Annotated in this window: 11 protein-coding genes and 1 pseudogene; 5 read left to right on the plus strand and 7 right to left on the minus strand. The window is 43.7% G+C overall.

Going from position 1 to position 16,615, the window contains the following annotated elements:
* Positions 1–136: 136 nt before the first annotated feature.
* A pseudogene (locus NXM86_RS18295) lies at positions 137–1,489 on the plus strand (IS66-like element ISBst12 family transposase); the annotation flags it as partial.
* Between the two features lie 330 nt (positions 1,490–1,819).
* On the opposite strand, the gene NXM86_RS18300 reads toward NXM86_RS18295, so the two are convergent.
* The 3 genes from NXM86_RS18300 to NXM86_RS18310 form a co-directional block, all read right to left on the minus strand.
* Positions 1,820–2,017, minus strand: a complete 198-nt coding sequence (locus NXM86_RS18300; protein WP_029761922.1) for a hypothetical protein — start codon at positions 2,015–2,017, stop codon at positions 1,820–1,822.
* 297 nt (positions 2,018–2,314) lie between these two features.
* The gene (locus NXM86_RS18305; RefSeq protein ID WP_498959066.1) at positions 2,315–2,710 is read right to left on the minus strand and encodes a helix-turn-helix domain-containing protein; all 396 of its coding nucleotides are present in this window, start codon (positions 2,708–2,710) and stop codon (positions 2,315–2,317) included.
* Positions 2,707–3,009 carry a hypothetical protein gene (locus tag NXM86_RS18310; RefSeq protein WP_498959067.1) on the minus strand — a complete coding sequence of 101 codons (303 nt, stop codon included), beginning with the start codon at positions 3,007–3,009 and terminating at the stop codon, positions 2,707–2,709. Before NXM86_RS18310 ends, NXM86_RS18305 begins: the two co-directional genes overlap by 4 nt.
* 324 nt (positions 3,010–3,333) lie before the next feature.
* Between NXM86_RS18310 and NXM86_RS18315 the strand changes: the two genes are divergently transcribed.
* Both NXM86_RS18315 and NXM86_RS18320 read left to right on the plus strand, forming a co-directional pair.
* Entirely contained in the window at positions 3,334–3,942 is a 609-nt protein-coding gene (locus tag NXM86_RS18315) for a MerR family transcriptional regulator (RefSeq protein WP_498959068.1), read from the plus strand.
* A gap of 384 nt (positions 3,943–4,326) precedes the next feature.
* Entirely contained in the window at positions 4,327–5,304 is a 978-nt protein-coding gene (locus NXM86_RS18320; RefSeq protein ID WP_041265036.1) for a hypothetical protein, read from the plus strand.
* A gap of 173 nt (positions 5,305–5,477) precedes the next feature.
* Here NXM86_RS18320 and NXM86_RS18325 read toward each other — a convergent pair whose 3' ends face one another.
* The gene (locus tag NXM86_RS18325) at positions 5,478–5,897 is read right to left on the minus strand and encodes an endonuclease domain-containing protein (RefSeq protein ID WP_498959069.1); all 420 of its coding nucleotides are present in this window, start codon (positions 5,895–5,897) and stop codon (positions 5,478–5,480) included.
* Positions 5,894–6,124, minus strand: a complete 231-nt coding sequence (locus NXM86_RS18330; protein ID WP_042409949.1) for a helix-turn-helix domain-containing protein — start codon at positions 6,122–6,124, stop codon at positions 5,894–5,896. The genes NXM86_RS18325 and NXM86_RS18330 overlap by 4 nt, the downstream gene beginning before the upstream one ends.
* A 357-nt stretch (positions 6,125–6,481) precedes the next feature.
* On the opposite strand from NXM86_RS18330, the gene NXM86_RS18335 reads away from it, so the two are divergent.
* Positions 6,482–6,757 (plus strand): hypothetical protein, encoded by a 276-nt coding sequence (locus NXM86_RS18335; protein ID WP_498959070.1) that lies wholly within the window; start codon positions 6,482–6,484, stop codon positions 6,755–6,757.
* A 4,694-nt stretch (positions 6,758–11,451) separates the two neighbouring features.
* Here the strand turns inward: NXM86_RS18335 and NXM86_RS18340 are convergent.
* Positions 11,452–11,751: a hypothetical protein gene (locus NXM86_RS18340; protein ID WP_498959072.1), complete on the minus strand. Its 300-nt coding sequence runs from the start codon at positions 11,749–11,751 to the stop codon at positions 11,452–11,454.
* 552 nt (positions 11,752–12,303) lie between these two features.
* Positions 12,304–12,654 carry a hypothetical protein gene (locus tag NXM86_RS18345; protein WP_498959073.1) on the minus strand — a complete coding sequence of 117 codons (351 nt, stop codon included), beginning with the start codon at positions 12,652–12,654 and terminating at the stop codon, positions 12,304–12,306.
* A 1,355-nt stretch (positions 12,655–14,009) separates the two neighbouring features.
* Here NXM86_RS18345 and NXM86_RS18350 point away from each other — a divergent pair.
* Positions 14,010–14,678 carry a hypothetical protein gene (locus tag NXM86_RS18350; RefSeq protein WP_498959074.1) on the plus strand — a complete coding sequence of 223 codons (669 nt, stop codon included), beginning with the start codon at positions 14,010–14,012 and terminating at the stop codon, positions 14,676–14,678.
* Positions 14,679–16,615 lie beyond the last annotated feature (1,937 nt).

Below are 16,615 nucleotides of genomic sequence, written 5' to 3' on the forward strand. Positions count from 1 at the left end.
TTTCGATAACTACAATTAATTAAATAAACAAAAATTGTATTGGATTTTTATTTATATCTATATCTAAAAAATACCATTTTTTTCATGTGAGTTCAAACAAGACTTTCAACAAGATCAAAGTAGAAAGTAACTATTTGAACATTTGCGTCACGAAAACAAACAACTACGCAAAGAAAATGAACAACTGAAGTACCGTGTTCAAGAGCTGGAAGCACGCACGAAAAAAAACAGCTCCAATAGCCATTTGCCCCCATCTTCTGACCGTTTTGAGAAAAAGCGTTCCTCCCGCGAGCCGTCTGGCAAAAAGCTTGGTGGGCAAGAGGGACATGAGGGGAAGACGCTCCGTCAAGTGGAACATCCACATCATCGTGTCGTCCACCGTGTGCATACGTGTCAAGGATGTGGAGCTTCTTTGCGTGAAGTCAAACCGTTCAAAGTCGATATCCGTCAAGTGTTTGATGTCCCTCCTGTGGCGATCGAGGTGACACAACATGAACGTGAAGTGAAATCGTGTCCACATTGTCGATGCGTGCAACAAGCCGAATTCCCATCCCATGTCACGAATCATGTGCAATACGGTCCACGGCTCACGGCGCTCGTTGTTTATTTACATCATATCCAATTGATCCCGTACAAGCGTTTAAGTGATACAATCGAAGCGTTATATCAACACTCGATTAGTACGGGAACTCTTGCCAATATGGTGAAACGAGGACGCGAATCGTTGGAATCCAATATGGACATCATCGAAGACGCCTTACTGGAATCCAACATCCTGCATGTCGATGAAACGAGTTTGCGCATCAATGGGAAACTCGCATGGGTGCATGTCGCGTGTACATCGAGATATACATACTTGGCTCCTCACGCTTCTCGTGGAAAAAAAGCGACCGATGATATCGGGATTCTTCCCCGATATGAAGGGACGATGATGCACGATGCGTTCGGTACGTATCCAAAATACACACATGCCACCCATGCCCTTTGTCATGCCCACCATTTGCGTGAGTTAAAAGGATTCATCGAACAGGGGCATACGTGGGCGATGCGCATGACCACGTTTCTGTTAGCCGCCAAGCAAGCCGTCGAAGCCCATCACGGTGCACTTTCCGAAGAAGAAGCGAGACGGTGGGAACGAGTGTATGATCGCATCCTAGAAAGAGCACAACACCGATTAGAAACGATGACGCCTCTTCCGAAAAAAGCACTCGCTTTTGTTCGACGCCTTCAAAAACGAAAGGAAGAAGCGCTGCGTTTCTTACGTGAAGTACATGTTCCCTTTGATAACAACCAAGCCGAACGCGATCTTCGCATGGTCAAAGTCAAAGAGAACATTTCGGGTACGTTTCGCGAAGAAACATTCGCGCAGTCGTTTTGCATCGCAAGAAGCATCGTTTCCACACTGACGAAACACGAAAAAAACGTGTGGGATTCGTTATGTCTTCTGTTGGCAGGCGAAACGATCGATCGAGTTCTTTCCGCTACCTAGGGCATTTTCTATGACCGAAATGCCCTATTTGTGCTGGGCTTTTTTATACACTAGCACTGGGTGAATAGTTACAATATCTCTTTACTCATTCCGATTTCTCCTTCACACACCGAGGAAACAGGCACGAAACAATATAAATTCCCTGCCATTTCCTCTTTCGCTTTTTCTTCTTCCTCATCTTATCGTTCCATGCCTGCCACCTCGCTTTCTGATTTAGCACATATTTTCGTTAGAATACTTCGTTTTAGGCATAATAAAACGCCTGTCATTTAGACAGACGTTCCCGTGTATTTTGTATGTCTTGTTCAACTATCGCACCCGTTAGTTCAATTATTTTTTTAGTTCTTTTTTGTCAGGCAGTCTCTTATAAATATCAAATAAATCTATTATAGTTTTTTTAATAAATTCATCTCCACCAGTTCCATTTATTGCAGTATCAAGCCTTGCATACATAATCATTAACAGACTTTTCGCTTCCGACTCATCTAATTGAGTAATTTTCTCTTTTACTTTTTCAATTTCTAACAACAAAAACCCCTCCCATTCAACAGTATAGCACTTTCACTATCCTTCCCCGTTAGTTGAATAAGAAAAAGCGATGAAATCAACATTCACGTTTAACAAATCCTTGGAATAAAAACACCACCCCAATCGGGTGACGCCCTGCTTCAATATCCCACGATACCATCATAACACGTCTAAACAGAAATATTCTTTCATCTTTCTGTCATTTTTCCTTCACTTTTCCGTCAGTTTTCTGTCATCCATCCGCGCTCGGCCGCCACCTTTTTAGCTTCCTCGATTGTGTCGCAGGTTTCACTACTTTCATTTTTCATTCTCCTTTCTTGGTTCTCCGAATACCATTTCCATTCCATCTTTCGTCACTACCCATTGCTTTCCAAACTTCCGCACCGTTCCAGGCGGAAAATCATCAATACGCTTCCTAATGGATGACTCATCAATTCCCCATAATTCCGCTGCCTCTTTCGTGCTCAATAATTCGTCAGACAATATTTTCTCGACATTGCCAATACCATCAACAATCTGTAGGATGAATCTATCTTCTTTTTCAATAGCAATATATTCATCTGTGATTTCGATCAACTGGCCGTTTTCAAACCGAATTGGCGCAGTATCCAATAATGAATCTGTTTCTTCGTCATACCAATCCAAAAAGTTTTCCCAAACGATGACCATATGTCCTTTGTCTTCGATCTTCATTCTTTTTCCTCCTTTGCTATTTCGTATCTGCGGAAAAATTCTGTGACTGGCACTCGTTCAATATCTTTTTGCCATACAGCCACGTTCTCGCCATTGTGACCGTCAATTCCTGTATCTTCTCCTTCAAAAATCAAAACATAGTATTCATCGCTTTCTAATGCATCTGGATCGCGTTCAGAGAAATAATTGTATAGCTTTTCTGCCGTTTCTTCTTCCTCGCCTTCTTCAAACCGATAGCAGCTAACACCCGGAAGAGCCATTCCCCAACGGCAATGCTCTTCCCAAAATTCTTCGATCATCCGTTTTTGTAAATCTTCATTCTCTTCTTCTCCGGCCGGTCGTCGTGAATAGATACGATTTGGAGATCGCTGCGTCAACCTAGTGGAAATGGAGCGCTATGCTCGAAGACACGGGAACAGACATTGTCGCGCTAAAGACGAGAGAATGACGCTTGAAAGCGCGGCGAACAAAGTCGTTAGTCGTGTCCAGAAAACGGAGGACATCGCCCAGGAGTCAAATGTACCTCGCGCTATGACACACTACGGCGACAAGCTAGACCCTTTGTTATAAAGGATTCCATATGGATTGTATCGAATGTATATCGTATGAGGAGGCGAAAACGAATGCGAATGAAGGAATATTCCACAAAAGATATAGCGAATATCGTTGGTATAGCGACTCCAACCGTTCGCAAATATGCTCAAGCGCTCGAAAAGGCAGGTTATACATTCATAAAGAACGATCAAGGATTTCGTATCTTTTCCGATAATGATGTTCAAATATTCGAACGCATAAAAGAAATGTCCAATGATACAGGGATGCCAGTAGATCGGATCGCATCAATGCTTGTCAGTGAACAAAAAAATGACACATCTGACCCGATTCGTATCGAATCGGAAGTCGCTACACCACTAGAAAATGAGTTGAAAATGATAGACGAAAGCGATATAGGTCGCATTGATCGTCAATATGAAGCGTTACTGAAAGAAATACAGGAACTCAAACAAATGGTAATAGCACAACAGAAATATATAGATGAACGATTGAATAAACGAGATGAGATGCTTTTGAAATCGATTCGAGCGCTACAGGAACAAAAAAGAGCGATGATTGAAGAAACGCAAAAACAAGAGAAAGTCACGTTGGAGGCAGCAGCGACAACGGAGGACAAAACAACAGAGGACAAGAGGACAAAAAAGCGGGGATGGTTGTCACGAATTTTTGGAAAATAAATCTTGTCGCGACACAGGAAGTAATAGTAAAATATAAATAAGTTAATATGAACGGGGCAAAATAAAAGAGCTTCCAAGCGTGTGTAAGTGGTGCTGCCAACACCCTTACACCGTTCGCCGTACCCGACCTACGGCAAACACCTGCTCGAAAGCTCCCTCATTAGCCATGATATGCTTTGTCTTCATTTTAATGCATATCATTGGCTAATGCAAGGGGTTATCCTTGGAAAATCTCGTTTTCCATATATTTTGACTAAAGGACAAGAGTCTCTTTTCCATAAATTAAAGGATAAGAGCGTAGAGCGTGTTTGCTGTGCTAAAAAAGTACGGCGGCACGCTCTTTTGTTTGTCCCGAATTTCGGGAGAAACAGGAGGAGAATATATATGGCAAAAGTAGAGTTTACTAGAGCAAAGAAAAACAGAAACGAATTGCAGCTTCCAATTCTTCATTTTGTTGTTGCTGACGATTGGATTGATAAACTTGGCCCTGAAGCCTTCGCAGCCTGGCTAAAATTCTACAGTTGGTGTGATCGTTCAGATCAGCGAAAAGATAAATATAATGATGTGATTCCTTCAAGCCTTTCCAAAGTCATGAAACGTTTAGGGGTTGGAAAGAAAAAATTCTACAATGAGATCATCCGGCCTTTATGGAATTATGGTTTGATTGATCTTGTCACATATGAAGATGACGAATATCCAGGGAACAAACCTGTAAATATTGTAGTTTACGAGTATCCGCAAAACGATATTCAAAAGAAATATCAACCACTTGAAAAGATTCGTGATTACGATACTGAATATGAAACAAGCAGCAGAACTTTTGCCAAAAAAGGCGGAAGAAAACAGAACGAAAGTTCGGATGGTTTCAATATGAAACCAGGGGTGGTTTCTGTAGGAAACCAGGGGTGGTTTCCTATAGAAACCGGGGGTGGTTTCGCAGAGAAACCTAATAATGATTCAAATGATATAAATAATGATTCAAATGATATAAATAATGATTCAAATAATAATCATCATCATCCACTGATTGAAGGCTTTAACCAACAGCAATCCGATTTGATCCATGAGTTTCTACAAGCCAACAAGATTGATGATGATGACTTGAAAAACAAACTGTTGGAGAAACTAAAAGGAAAACGATTCAAATACATGGCCTACATAGAAAAGACATTTGAAACCGTGAAGAAAATGGTAGACTCTAATTCTAGCGAAGGGCAAAAAATTCAGAAACCGACACGTAAAGAATTAGTACCGGATTGGTTGAAGATGGACTATAACCAACCGAAGGATGATGAGGATTTCGACATTGAACAGGCACGACGGGAACTTGAGGAACGGTTGAAAAAATATAGAGACGAATAACCAATGAGACTAGCATCGATAAGACTCTTAACGACTCAATGAAACGTGTGAAAACGAAGGCTAAAGCCGAAAAAGCTCGCCGTAAGCCAACCGAGGTGACAGACTATAAACCTGCCGGCTTAATTTGGTACGATTTCACGAAGGAACCGGCGAGCGCCAGCTTTTGCCTAGAACTAGTTCTGTATTTCCTTTTCAATCTGCGCAATCACTTTCGGCAAGTCGTGGTAGATCATGCGCCCACTGTACCGTAGCACTTTCCAGCCATTCTTGCGCAGATAAGCGTCTTTTCGCCGATCATGGGCCTTTTGCTCAGGCGTCGAGTGATATGCTTTGCCGTCGCACTCTATGGCGATTTTATACGCTGGTAACGCTAGGTCAATGCGGTACTTACCGCAAGGTACTTGTGTTTGTACGTAATAACCTAGTATCCGAAGTGTATCGTAAAGGTGGCGTTCGATCGGACTTTCGCATTTTAGGCGCTCTTGATCGATTGGAATTGCTTGCGTTTGTGGCCGTCTCAAATCGAGTACAAAGAAGACGAAACCGACGATAATTAACCCGAAAAAGACAACGTACTCAATCATAGCTATCACACGTTAAAAAAGTCGTCCGGTACGTTTTTACCGAGCTGTTTCAGTGCTTTTTTAATCTTTGCTATCGTCGAGTGTTTAGGCCGATACGAGTCATCGTTACACAACCTCGAGATAGTGCCGCGACTTAGCTTTGACCGCCTTTCTAGCTCTAATTGTGATATTCCCTCGCGGTCAAGCCATTTGCCGAATTTACTCCGTTTCTTTCCAAGCCCTAGCCAATTGAACATGGTTATAAACCTCCTCGGTACCATTCTTGTCCGAGATGTCATTTTTTAAACCTAACGCAAAAAAGTGACAACTTGGACAAGCAGTGTCGCATAGGCTATTAACACAAAAGTGACGAAGCAATAACGTTGTAGCTTTCTCGTCGAATACTCGTTAAGATCTGCCAATCAACGAAAAAGCAACATTGTAGCAACGTTTCAATAACAATGTTTCGGAAATGTATTGCGACACAAAAGTAAGAGCAGAAACGCCGCAATAGCGCCAAAAAATCGATTTGTTAAAAGAAGGGAGCGAAGCGAACGACGGAAGGGGGAGCGCGAGGGGGAAACCAAACCATTTTTTCTAAAGGAGCGATAGTGATGTTCCGCAAAAATGAAATCGAGGCGATTGACTTTCGCGAGTTCATGGCCGGCAACCATCACACGCAAAAACAATCGCCTCGTACTAAAAATGTACGCGCTATGTCAGCGTTTTTTCCTGTAATTACGCCAGGCTCATTTTTTCCGATTTACGACCCTGTGTTTGCGCTATTCCTAGTCGGAAGTAATGGGGAAAGCGCCCACATCCCTTTTCCCCGCCAAAAATCCCCTCCCCCCCCTGGGGGCGAAAAAAAAATACAAACCAATCCTGTTTAACCGTGGGGGGTTTTTCGATGGGGTTTTTGGGTTCGAAAAAAGAGGTGGAAAAAAAATTCCCCCCTCTCATTTTGAAGGTTTGTTTCCCCACCGAGTTTTAATTTCGAGGTTCCGTGAGGCTTTTCCCCCCCTTGTATTTTGAAAAAATTTAAGGGGGGGGGTGAGGGCCTTTTTTTTTTTTCCTGCCCTGGGGTTTCCCCCCAACCCGGTATAAATAAAAAAATCCAAATCCCTTGGCTTTTCCATTAATTTGCTGCCCCCGCGTTTAAAAACGTGGTGGCACCCCATTTGACCCATGGGGTCGGTACCCCCTTCCCTGCTACTAGTTTGGCCAAAAAAGTTTCCCACCCCCCCCCCAGTTCCAAGCCGATTTTACCGGAAAAAAAAAGTGGTTCCCGTTTTACAATTTGTCAGTTTTTCCCTTCGAAAAAAAAACCGTCACTTAAAAACCGGTAAAACAAACCGGTGCAAGGAAAGAACGTTTTTTTTTCTGGAAATTCCTCCCCCCCCGTCCCTAGCTAGCCTCGATTATTTGCCCGCCCACGGGAAAAAATTGTGGGGCTCAATCCAATTATTTTTCTTTTTTTTTTTGCCTTTAACCCTTCTTTTTTCCGGGTTTTACCCCATTCCCCCAGTTTTTAATCCCAATTGTAACAACGTATTCCCCCCCCTTTTTGGGGGGTCCTCCCCACCACCACGTCGTCAACCAAACATTTTTTTAACCCGGAGTGATTCCTTCGGGGGAATAAAATCCCTATATTAGTTTACCCAATTTTATCCATCCCCCCACCAACCATTTTTTTGTAAAAAAACGGGGAAATAACCGAACGGCCGCTTTATAAAAAAGGTGCCTTTTTTGTGAAAGAAAAAGCAAAATCCTTGACCGGTTGGCCGCCCCCCGAATAAATTTCCCCGTCAGGACTGTTTTTTGCAATTGCTACACCCCCCCCCCTCCTTTATATACGTTGGAAAAGAAAAACCCAAAAAAAATCCCCGCAAAACCGGAAAAACGAGTGGGAAAAAAAACCGAGAAAAAAACACCAAATCCTAGCTAAAAGTGTACTTTCCGAGTGCCCCCGTGTTTCCCCTGAAATCGCGATTTGGTTGGGAGGCCTCCCCCATTTTTTTTGGCCGCCCAAAAACAGTTGGGCTGGAAAAAAAAGGGCGTGAACCCCCAGCAATCGCCCAAACGCCACTTTTCCGACTTATGGAAATAGCCCGGGGGGCCAAAAAACCCCCCACCCGGGTTACCCCCACACCCCCCCGTTTAAATCCCGGAAAAAAACAATGAGCCCTGGGCGTTAATTACAAGGCAAAAAAAAACGCCCCTGACATAATGCCCGCGTTACAAAATTTTTTTTTGGTTTTTTAGTACGAGGGTCGTAAACAATTTTTTGTTTTTGTGTTTTGCCGTGGGGGTGGGGGGTGGGGGTGGAAAATTGGTTTTTTTTTATGCCCGGCCAATTATTGAAATCCCCCCCCCCCCTCGCGAAAAGTCCAATCCCCCGGCCCCCCCCCCCCCTTCCCATTTTTCATTTGTTTTTTTGTTTTGCTGAAACTCCACACCTAAAGGCCCTCCGGCTTTCCCCCTTTTAGAACAAAAAAGTTGGTTTTTTGTTTTTTTTTTTGGGTGGGTTTGTCCCCCCCCTCGCGCGGTCTCCCCCCCCGCCCCCCCTTCTTCCCCCGTCACGTGCGCTGTTCGCTGTCCCCCCCTTTTTCTTTTATTTAAAACAAAAATCGGATTTTTTTTGGGCGGCCTCATTTGCGGGCGTGTTTTCTGCTCTTACCTTTTTTTGGTTGGGGGGTCCCCCACCCCCACGCACGATTACATTTTCCCGAAACCATTGTTTATTGAAAAAACGTTGGTTTCTTACAAATGTTTTGGCCGTTTTTTTTTTTTCGTTGAATTTTGGCCAAAGCATCCTTTAAACGAGTAAATTCCCCGACCCGAGGGGAAAAACTAACAACCACGTTTTTTATTTGTTTGCTCGTCCACCCACACTTTTGTTGGTGTTTAATAGCCACTTTGGTGTGGCCCCGACACTGCCCCTGTTGTTCCACCCCCAAGTTGTCCCCACTTTTTTGTTGTTTGTTTTTTTTTTTTTTTTGCGGGGTTTAGGTTTGTTGTTAAAAAAAAATGGAGCCCATCTCCCACGGGACAAGAAAAATTGGGTAACCGATGCGGGTTTTTTTTTTGTTTATACAAACCACATGGTGTCCAATTTTGGGCTTTTAGCCGGCCCTGGTTTTTTTTTTGGGGGAAAACAAGAAAACCGGAGGTAAATTTCCCGGCCCCTAAATGGCTTTTTTAACCCCGCTGAAGGGTAAACACCAAGATTACACGGGGGCTAGAAGGCGGGGGGTTCCAAAAAGCTTAAGTCGCCCCGGGGGCCCCCAACTAATCATCCCCCCGAGGGTGTGGTGGTGTAAGATGACTCCCCCCCGCCTGTAATCATGGCCCCCCCCTAAACCACCCGTCCCGACCAGATTAAGCAAAGATATTTAACAAAGCCCAACTGAAACCAGCCTTCGGTTTAAAAAAAAAACCCACGTAAAACCGTAACCGAACCCTTTTTTTATTAACGGGTTGGGGTTATTAATTTAAGCTAATGATTTTGAGTTAAACTGTTGTCTTTTATTAGTCGGTTTAGTTTTCAAAAATCGTACCCCGGTTATCCCCCTGTTCCTGTCCCCTTTTTTCCCTTTTGTACTCTGATTCGAAAGAAGACTACCCCCAACAAACGCAAGATCCAATTACCCAATTCGATTCAAGTGAATCTGCCCCCCCCTGAAAAAAATTGGGCCGGGAAGTTCCCGATCGGAAAACGCCAAACCGTTTACTAACAAACTTCGGGTTACTCGGTATATAAATACCTAACAAACCAACCAGTAACCTGTTTGGCGTCAAAAGTTAACGGCCCATTTTTGACACCCCTAGAGTTTTTTACCCAAGCATCCTTGTCATAAAAATCGCCCCATAGAAGTTGTGTGGCCGTACGGCCCCCAAAAATTAGCATATAAAATCAAACCCCCTCGAACCCTCCCTTAGCCAAAAAGGCCCTGAAAAACTCGGGCCCCCCCCGAAAAGAAAACCGCTTATCTCCCCTGCCCCCCGCAAAAGAAAGTGGCCTTTTGGGTAAAGTGTGGCCTAACGGGTAAAACAGGTTTTGGGCCCTGCCCAAACCATTGACCCGTACCACGACACCCCTTGGGCCTCCCGTAACGGAAAATTGTCCTGTCCATAGTTTTGTTGAAAAAATGAAACAATACGTACTATTTCCCTAGTTCCACTAAAATCTTTTCCTCTCCCCTCCACCCGGTTTTTGTTCCCCCCTTCCCTGCCCCCCTTTTCCCCTTCCGTGGAAATCGTTAACCCCAAAATTTAAAAAGCCGGCAGAAGGGTTTTATAAGTTCCCCCCCCCTGGTTCCCACCTTCCCCGGTTTTTTTTTTGGCCCGTTACGGCGCAAGCTTTTTTTCGGACCCCTTTCGCCCCTTTCGTATTTTCCACAACCCCCCCGTTTTTCCCCCCCATTGAGTTCCGTTTTTTTTAAAGAAAGTTCCCCCCCCCCCCTTTTTTAATCCCGCATGGCCCTAGTACTTTCCAACCCCGTTCCTCAACGTTTCCCGTTCGCCCCGTTGGCCCTGTTTTTTCAATGTACACCCCCCGAAAAATCCTCAATCCCCCCCCCCCTTTCGGTTGGGGTTGTTATAGGTCCATGTCTTCAACCAATCCCGGTACTAATTCTTTTACGTGGGGTGTCCCGGTTTTTTGTTTCCCCCCCTGAATTTTTTTTTTTTTGCCCCTTTCCTAGGGAAATTAAAGTTCCCCCCCCTAAACCATTTTTTCCCTTCAACGGTTTTTGTTCCCCAAAATTGTCCCCCCCCCACCCTTATTTTCTGATGTAGCCATGTATTTTGAAACTCCCGTTTTTTTTCCCTTTTATTTTCCCTCCTCCAACCCAGTTTTTTTTTTCCTCAAAAGTCCCACCCCCCCACATCCAATCCATCAATCTTGTTTTTGGCGTTTTGGGGATAAGACACTTACCGCTTGGAATTCCAAAAATTTCGGAAATTGCACTGTTGGTTTTTGGGTGTTTGGTGTGTTAGAAAAAAGCTTCCCACCACAATCCAGTTGGGTTGGATTTGAATGACAAACAAAATTAAAAACAAAAAAATTAGTTTTTTTGAATCAATTTATTTGTTATTCAGTTATTTTGAATCCCCCATTTATTTAAAATAATTCATTTTTGGAAAAAAAATGCATTTTATTTAGGTTTTCCTCCTGCGGAAAAACCCCCCCCCCACCCGGTTTTTTCCTATAGAACCCCCCCCACCCCCCCCTTGGTTGTTCCACCCCCCCCCCTACGAAAACCACCCCTGGTTTCCATAAATTGAAAAAAAACCAATCCCCCGAAACTTTTTTCGTTTTTGTGTTCCTGTTTTTTTCTACCTCCCTTCCCCCCCCCCTTTTTCGGTGGTTTCCATAAATTCCCCCATTTAAAATCCCGTAATCACGGAATCTTTTTAGTCAAGTGGGTTTGGAAAATATTTTACCCCCTTTTTTTGAAATACCGTTTTTCTTGCCGGGAGGGAACCAAGATTCCAATCCCCAAACCATAAAGTTCCCCATAAAAAGGGCCGGAATGAAAATATCTCAATTTGGTAGAAATTTTTTTTCTTTCCCCCAACCCCCCTACGTTTTTTCCATGACCCTTTTTTTGGGAATAGGCTTTTGAAAGGAAAAGTCACCAATCATTATTTTTAAATCTTTTTCGCCCTTGAAATCTGGAAACGATTCACCCCAACTGGTACAGAATTTTTTAGCCCCGGCTTGGCCGAGGCCCTTTTCCCCGGGGCCCGAAGGGTTCATCAATTCCCCATCCCGTCCCCTCCCCCCCCCCAGCAAAAACCCCCAAAATTGAAGGAAGTTGGAGGAATCCTTTGCAATTTCCCCCCGTTTCCTGTTTTTTTTCCTTTTTTGCTCCCTAGTCAAACCAACTCCTTAACCCTTTTTTTTTTTTTTCCCCAATCTATTAAATATTCCCTCCCCTTTTTTTTCCCCCCTCCCTCCCATATCCCCGAAAATTTCCCGGGACCCACCGAACAGAGAGCTGGGCCCCCGCCGTTACGTTTTTGAGCCCCAGCCAAACACGCCTTCCCTACGCTTCTTGTATCCGCCTTTAATTTTAAGGGAAAAAAGAGAAACCCCGTCTTGTCCCCGTTTTTTAGAGTGTCCCCCCCCAAAAAATAATTACTGGACAACCCGAGGAGTTTTTTTTCCCAGGGGATAAAACCCCTGCCCTTAGCCCCATTGGAATATGCCATTAAAAATGAAGACCACAAAGGCATTCAATGGCCTTAAATGAAAGGGAGCTTTCGAACCAAGGTGTTTGCCCGTAGGTTTCCCCCGGGTACGGCGGGAACCGGGTGGGGTGGTTAAAAGGGGTGTTTGGGGCAAGCACCCAAACTTACAAAGCCAAACGCGTTTTGGAAAAGCCCTCCTTTTATATGTTTGTGCCCCGGTTTCAATAATTAAACTTATTTATTATTTTTTAAAACTATTCTTTCCCCTGTGGTTCCCACCCCCCCCGCGACAAGAACCGCCAAAAGATTTATTTTCCACAAAAATTTCCGTGAACAAAACCCATTTCCTCCCCCGCTTTTTGTGGTTTTTTTTTTTTTTGGTCCCCTCTTTGGTCCCCTCCTTGGGTTTTTGTTTTGTTGTTTGTTCCCCCCCCGTTTGTCGCTTGCCCCTGCCCATCCCAACGGTGACCCTTCTTCTCCATGTTGTTTTTTTTTTATTTTTTTTGCGGGTTTCTCCTAAATCATCCCGAGCCTTCTTTTGTTTTGTTTTCCTGTTAAAAGCCGCCTCCCCGAAATCCGGATTTTTTTTCAAAAAAAGCATCTCCTCTTCCCGTTTCACTAGTTTTAATTTTTATTTAATATTACTTCAATCCCCCGTTTCCATCTTAATAATATTTTTCCCTGTTGTGCTTAATTACCATTTTTTGGTTTTGGGGAGTTTTTCCCCCCCCTGGTTTATTTTTCTTTGTCCAGTAACCCCGCCTTTTTTCCCTAAATTGGAAACGATCAAATTTGCCGGCACCCTTTTATAATACCTTTTTTCCGGTCCACCCCGCCCCCCTTTAAATCAGTTTTAGTTCCCCCCAAACTCCAATTTTTTTCCCCCCTGTGGGTGGTTTAGCGAACTTCACCGCATTTTTCGATAACCCGAAGTCGGGGGTCCCCCCCAAAGAGCAAATTGTCCCCCCCCCCCCCCCCCCCGCAATTTTTTTTTTGTTTTTTTCACCTGACCCAAGGCATTGGAAATGCGATTCCGCAATCTTACTGGCATCCCCCCCGCCCTGTAATCCATTTGGACCCCCCCCATTTCCTTTGTCATGCCGTTTTTCGAAATATTTTGAACACACTTTTATCCGTTAAAAAAAGGAAGTAAACTAACTCCCCTTGATCGTTTTTTTTTTTCCCTTTATGAATGTATAAAACCCCTTTGCCTTTTTTTTCGCGAAAAGCTTTGGAGCCTATGTTTTGGCGAACGGTTTTTTTTTGTAAGGTCCCGCCTTTAAATTTTACCAGAAGAACGATGTTTCCGCTATAAATTCCTTTTTTTGTGGAATTTAATTCCCACCCCTTTTCCCATTTCCCCCCGCTATTTCCGGGTTTTTTTTATCGCCCCCCCGGCCTCCCAACCCCCCGAATTAGTTACCTTTCGGATACAAATTCCCCACCATAAAGTGGGGGAATTCCTTTAATAACCCCAAAGGTCCCCACCCCCCCCGCCCCCCCCCCTTAGCCCCTTTTTGGGTCGTCCCCCCGCCGTAGTTGGTGGGGTAAAACCCATTTAAGCGGGGCGAGGTCACTTGTGCTCCCTGGGCGATGTACCACTACTCCCCGTGTTTCCTGGGACACGAACCTAACACCCGGACCCGTTTTGTTCTCCCGCGCTTTGAAAAAATTCCCAAAGCCCGTCTTTTTCAAGCCGGCGCAATGTTTCACCTGGTTGTCCCAGGTGGTCCCCCCCCCCCCCCCCCCTTTTTTTCGAGCAAAAATATGCGGGCTCCTTACCCGTTGTTGTCCACTAGGGGTTTGAATCGCAGCCCCCGATCCCCTCCCCAAAATCGTAATCCCTAGTTCCAACGACCGGAAAACCCCGGCCCCCCCCCGTAAAAGAAGAAGATAAGGGGAAAATAATTTTTACAAAAAACCGGATGTGATCGAAAAGAAAATTTTGTGGAAAGAACATTGGCCCCGTTTTGGGGAATATGCCTCCTTCCCGGGTGTTTGGGGTTTTGTTCAGCTTTTTTTTTGACCCTATTCGGTTTGGAAAAGAAGGGCGAGAAAGCAGAAACGGCCCCCAAAAAGAAAAGCCCCTATAACCAATTATTTTTTTCTCTGAAACGCCCGATGCCCCAGGATTTGCATGTAAGAAAATTGGCGATGAAATTAAACCTATTGGTTTTGAAATTTTTTGAAGTGGCGAAAATCCCCAGGAAAATTGACTGGGTCAACAATGGCGGAAGAACCGTGGCCTTTTGGTATGGCCCCAAAAAAAAAGATATGGGGGGAAAACGAGTTTGGGGGGGCCCCAGTCCACAAGAATTTTGTTGTCTTTTTCCCCGCAGATATTACCGAAAAATAAGGCCAAAAAAAAAGGGAGGAAAAAAAAAAGGGAATGGGAAGAATCGTAAACGACCCAAAGACCAATATTGGGTACCACAACCCCAAATCGTATTTTTGTGGAAAAAAACTTTTTGTTGTGATTGGGGTTTAGAACCGAAGGAAAAACAGAATTTTTCAATTTTTTATTTGATAAACTCCACGCCAATTTCCCCGGTTTGGGAAAAAACGGGAAAAAAACGGCCCCAGTATTTGAATCGAAAAACCCCACAGATAATGTAAAATTTTGGGGCTTAATTTTTTGTGGAAAAAAGAAAGAAATAGAATTCCCAATCCACCCTACAGATATGTTTTTTTGAATGGTAATTGGCAATGGGGTGCGGAGGAAAATTCTTTTTTCCTGGAACGGAATGTAATTGAGCCAACGAAAAAGAGGGCCCAAGCCGGGGAAAATGTTTATGGGGGGGAAAAATTTGAAATGGAGTCCCCCCCCCCCCCAATCCCCAATTAGAAAGCCGTATGGTTGGGGGAAATTGAGTTTTGTCCCCTTTTCCCGCCCCCCTGGAAAAAAAACGTGGTGTGGCCGGTTGGAAAAGTTTGTTTTTTTGGGAAAAAGTCAAATGGGTAAAGTTGGAACGAAAAAGGGATGGGAAAAATTGAAAATGGTGTTATTTCGGAAGCAACAAGAAAAGGGAAGGAAAAAAATTTGGAAAAAAAATTGAAAAGTAGTGAAAACCCTATGCCCGACAACCAATACCGAAGGAAAAAAAGCTAAAAAAAGGTGTGTCCGGGGGCGTGGCCCCCCCCAAGCGGCGAGGAAATTGGGATAAGACCTAAAAAACCGTGACCCCCGGGAAAAGTGGGAAAAGGAAAAAAAAGACACAGAAAAGAATTGGAAAAAGAAAAGTATTTTTTCTGTTTGTTTTTTTTTGTAGGGACCACCCCACCCGTGGGGGGTTTTATAAATGGTGTATACCCCGTGGGTTGTTGGAAAAGGGCCCAGTGGGTGGGTCCCCGCCACCACCCCCGATTTTGGTGGGTTTTGGGTTTGTTTTTTTTTATTTCCCAAGGGGACTTTTTGTTTTGAAACGTGACATGTTTTTGATTTTTCACCAGTCCGCTTTTTTATTTTTTTCCCCCCCTTGTTTTCAACTTACCTGGGAAGGAAAATTAAGTGGGAAAGTGCCCTTTTTTATACCTGTTGTTTTTGTTTTTTTTTTGAAATGGGAGGGTTTTGTTTTATTGTGTGGGTTTTTTTTTAGACAAATTTGAAAAAAAAAGGTTCCAAAAAGGAGAAAAATGTAACTCCAATTAAAAGGGAGATTCACCAACCCCGGGGAAAACGAAAAAGGGTTGCCTGGGTTAATGAATTTGTGGATAATGGCAAGGCCCTTGATCACCCTGCCACATTAACTGGGGGAAACTGTGTTGGAAGAAAATGATTTTAATTAACAACAAAAACCACTATAAAATAGAAAATGTTTTTTAATTTTGGATTTAATTTATAGCGAACCTGCCCCTGAAAACAAAAAAAGAACTAAAAAAAAAGAATAATTGAACTTAACGGGGTGTGGCGAAATTAGTTGATACCCAAAAAACCCCATCCCAAAATAATACCAACAACGGGAAAACGTCTTGTTCCCCCCCCCTAAATAAAAATACACAGGCTTTTTTTTTTTTTTAAATTCATGGCCCCCTTAAAAAAAACGAAAAGTTTATTTCCCTAACGAAACAAATATGTTGCCTTTAAAAATTTCAGAAAAGGCCCGGAAGGGTGGGGCCCCAAAAGCCCCCCCCCAAATGGGAAGATAATCGAATGGAGGGCAAAAGAAGAAAAAAAAAGCGAAAGAGGAAAATGGGCGGGAAATTTTATAATTGTTTTTGGTTGTCCTGGCCCCCCTGTTTTTTTCCTCCGGTTGTGGTTGTGGAAAAGGAGACATCCCGAAAAAAATTGTGTAAAAAAAAAGAGTAGTTAATTTGGTAGAACTAATCAAACCCCAGTGGGCTACCTTTTTAAGTGGTTATATACAAAAGCCCCCAGCAACAACCAAAATAGGGGGGCCCATTTCGGTTCATAGAAATGGCCCCAACCCTAGGTAAAAGCGGAAAGAACTCCCCCCGAATCCGATATCGTTTTTTTTTTTCCCCCCGGGCCCCCTGCCCCAAACCCAGAAAAAAGACTTAACCGGAAATCCCCCAAAACACGTTTTTTTTTTTTT

It is taken from the genome of Geobacillus sp. CX412, from assembly GCF_027942335.1.
In the GTDB taxonomy this organism is placed as follows: domain Bacteria; phylum Bacillota; class Bacilli; order Bacillales; family Anoxybacillaceae; genus Parageobacillus_B; species Parageobacillus_B toebii.

Coding starts and splice junctions, on each gene's coding strand:
- NXM86_RS18305 (WP_498959066.1), bottom strand. CDS start 2,710: ATGAAGATCGAAGACAAAGGACATATGGTCATCGTTTGGGAAAACTTT.
- NXM86_RS18330 (WP_042409949.1), bottom strand. CDS start 6,124: ATGTTCAATTGGCTAGGGCTTGGAAAGAAACGGAGTAAATTCGGCAAA.
- NXM86_RS18310 (WP_498959067.1), bottom strand. CDS start 3,009: ATGATCGAAGAATTTTGGGAAGAGCATTGCCGTTGGGGAATGGCTCTT.
- NXM86_RS18335 (WP_498959070.1), top strand. CDS start 6,482: ATGTTCCGCAAAAATGAAATCGAGGCGATTGACTTTCGCGAGTTCATG.
- NXM86_RS18315 (WP_498959068.1), top strand. CDS start 3,334: ATGCGAATGAAGGAATATTCCACAAAAGATATAGCGAATATCGTTGGT.
- NXM86_RS18320 (WP_041265036.1), top strand. CDS start 4,327: ATGGCAAAAGTAGAGTTTACTAGAGCAAAGAAAAACAGAAACGAATTG.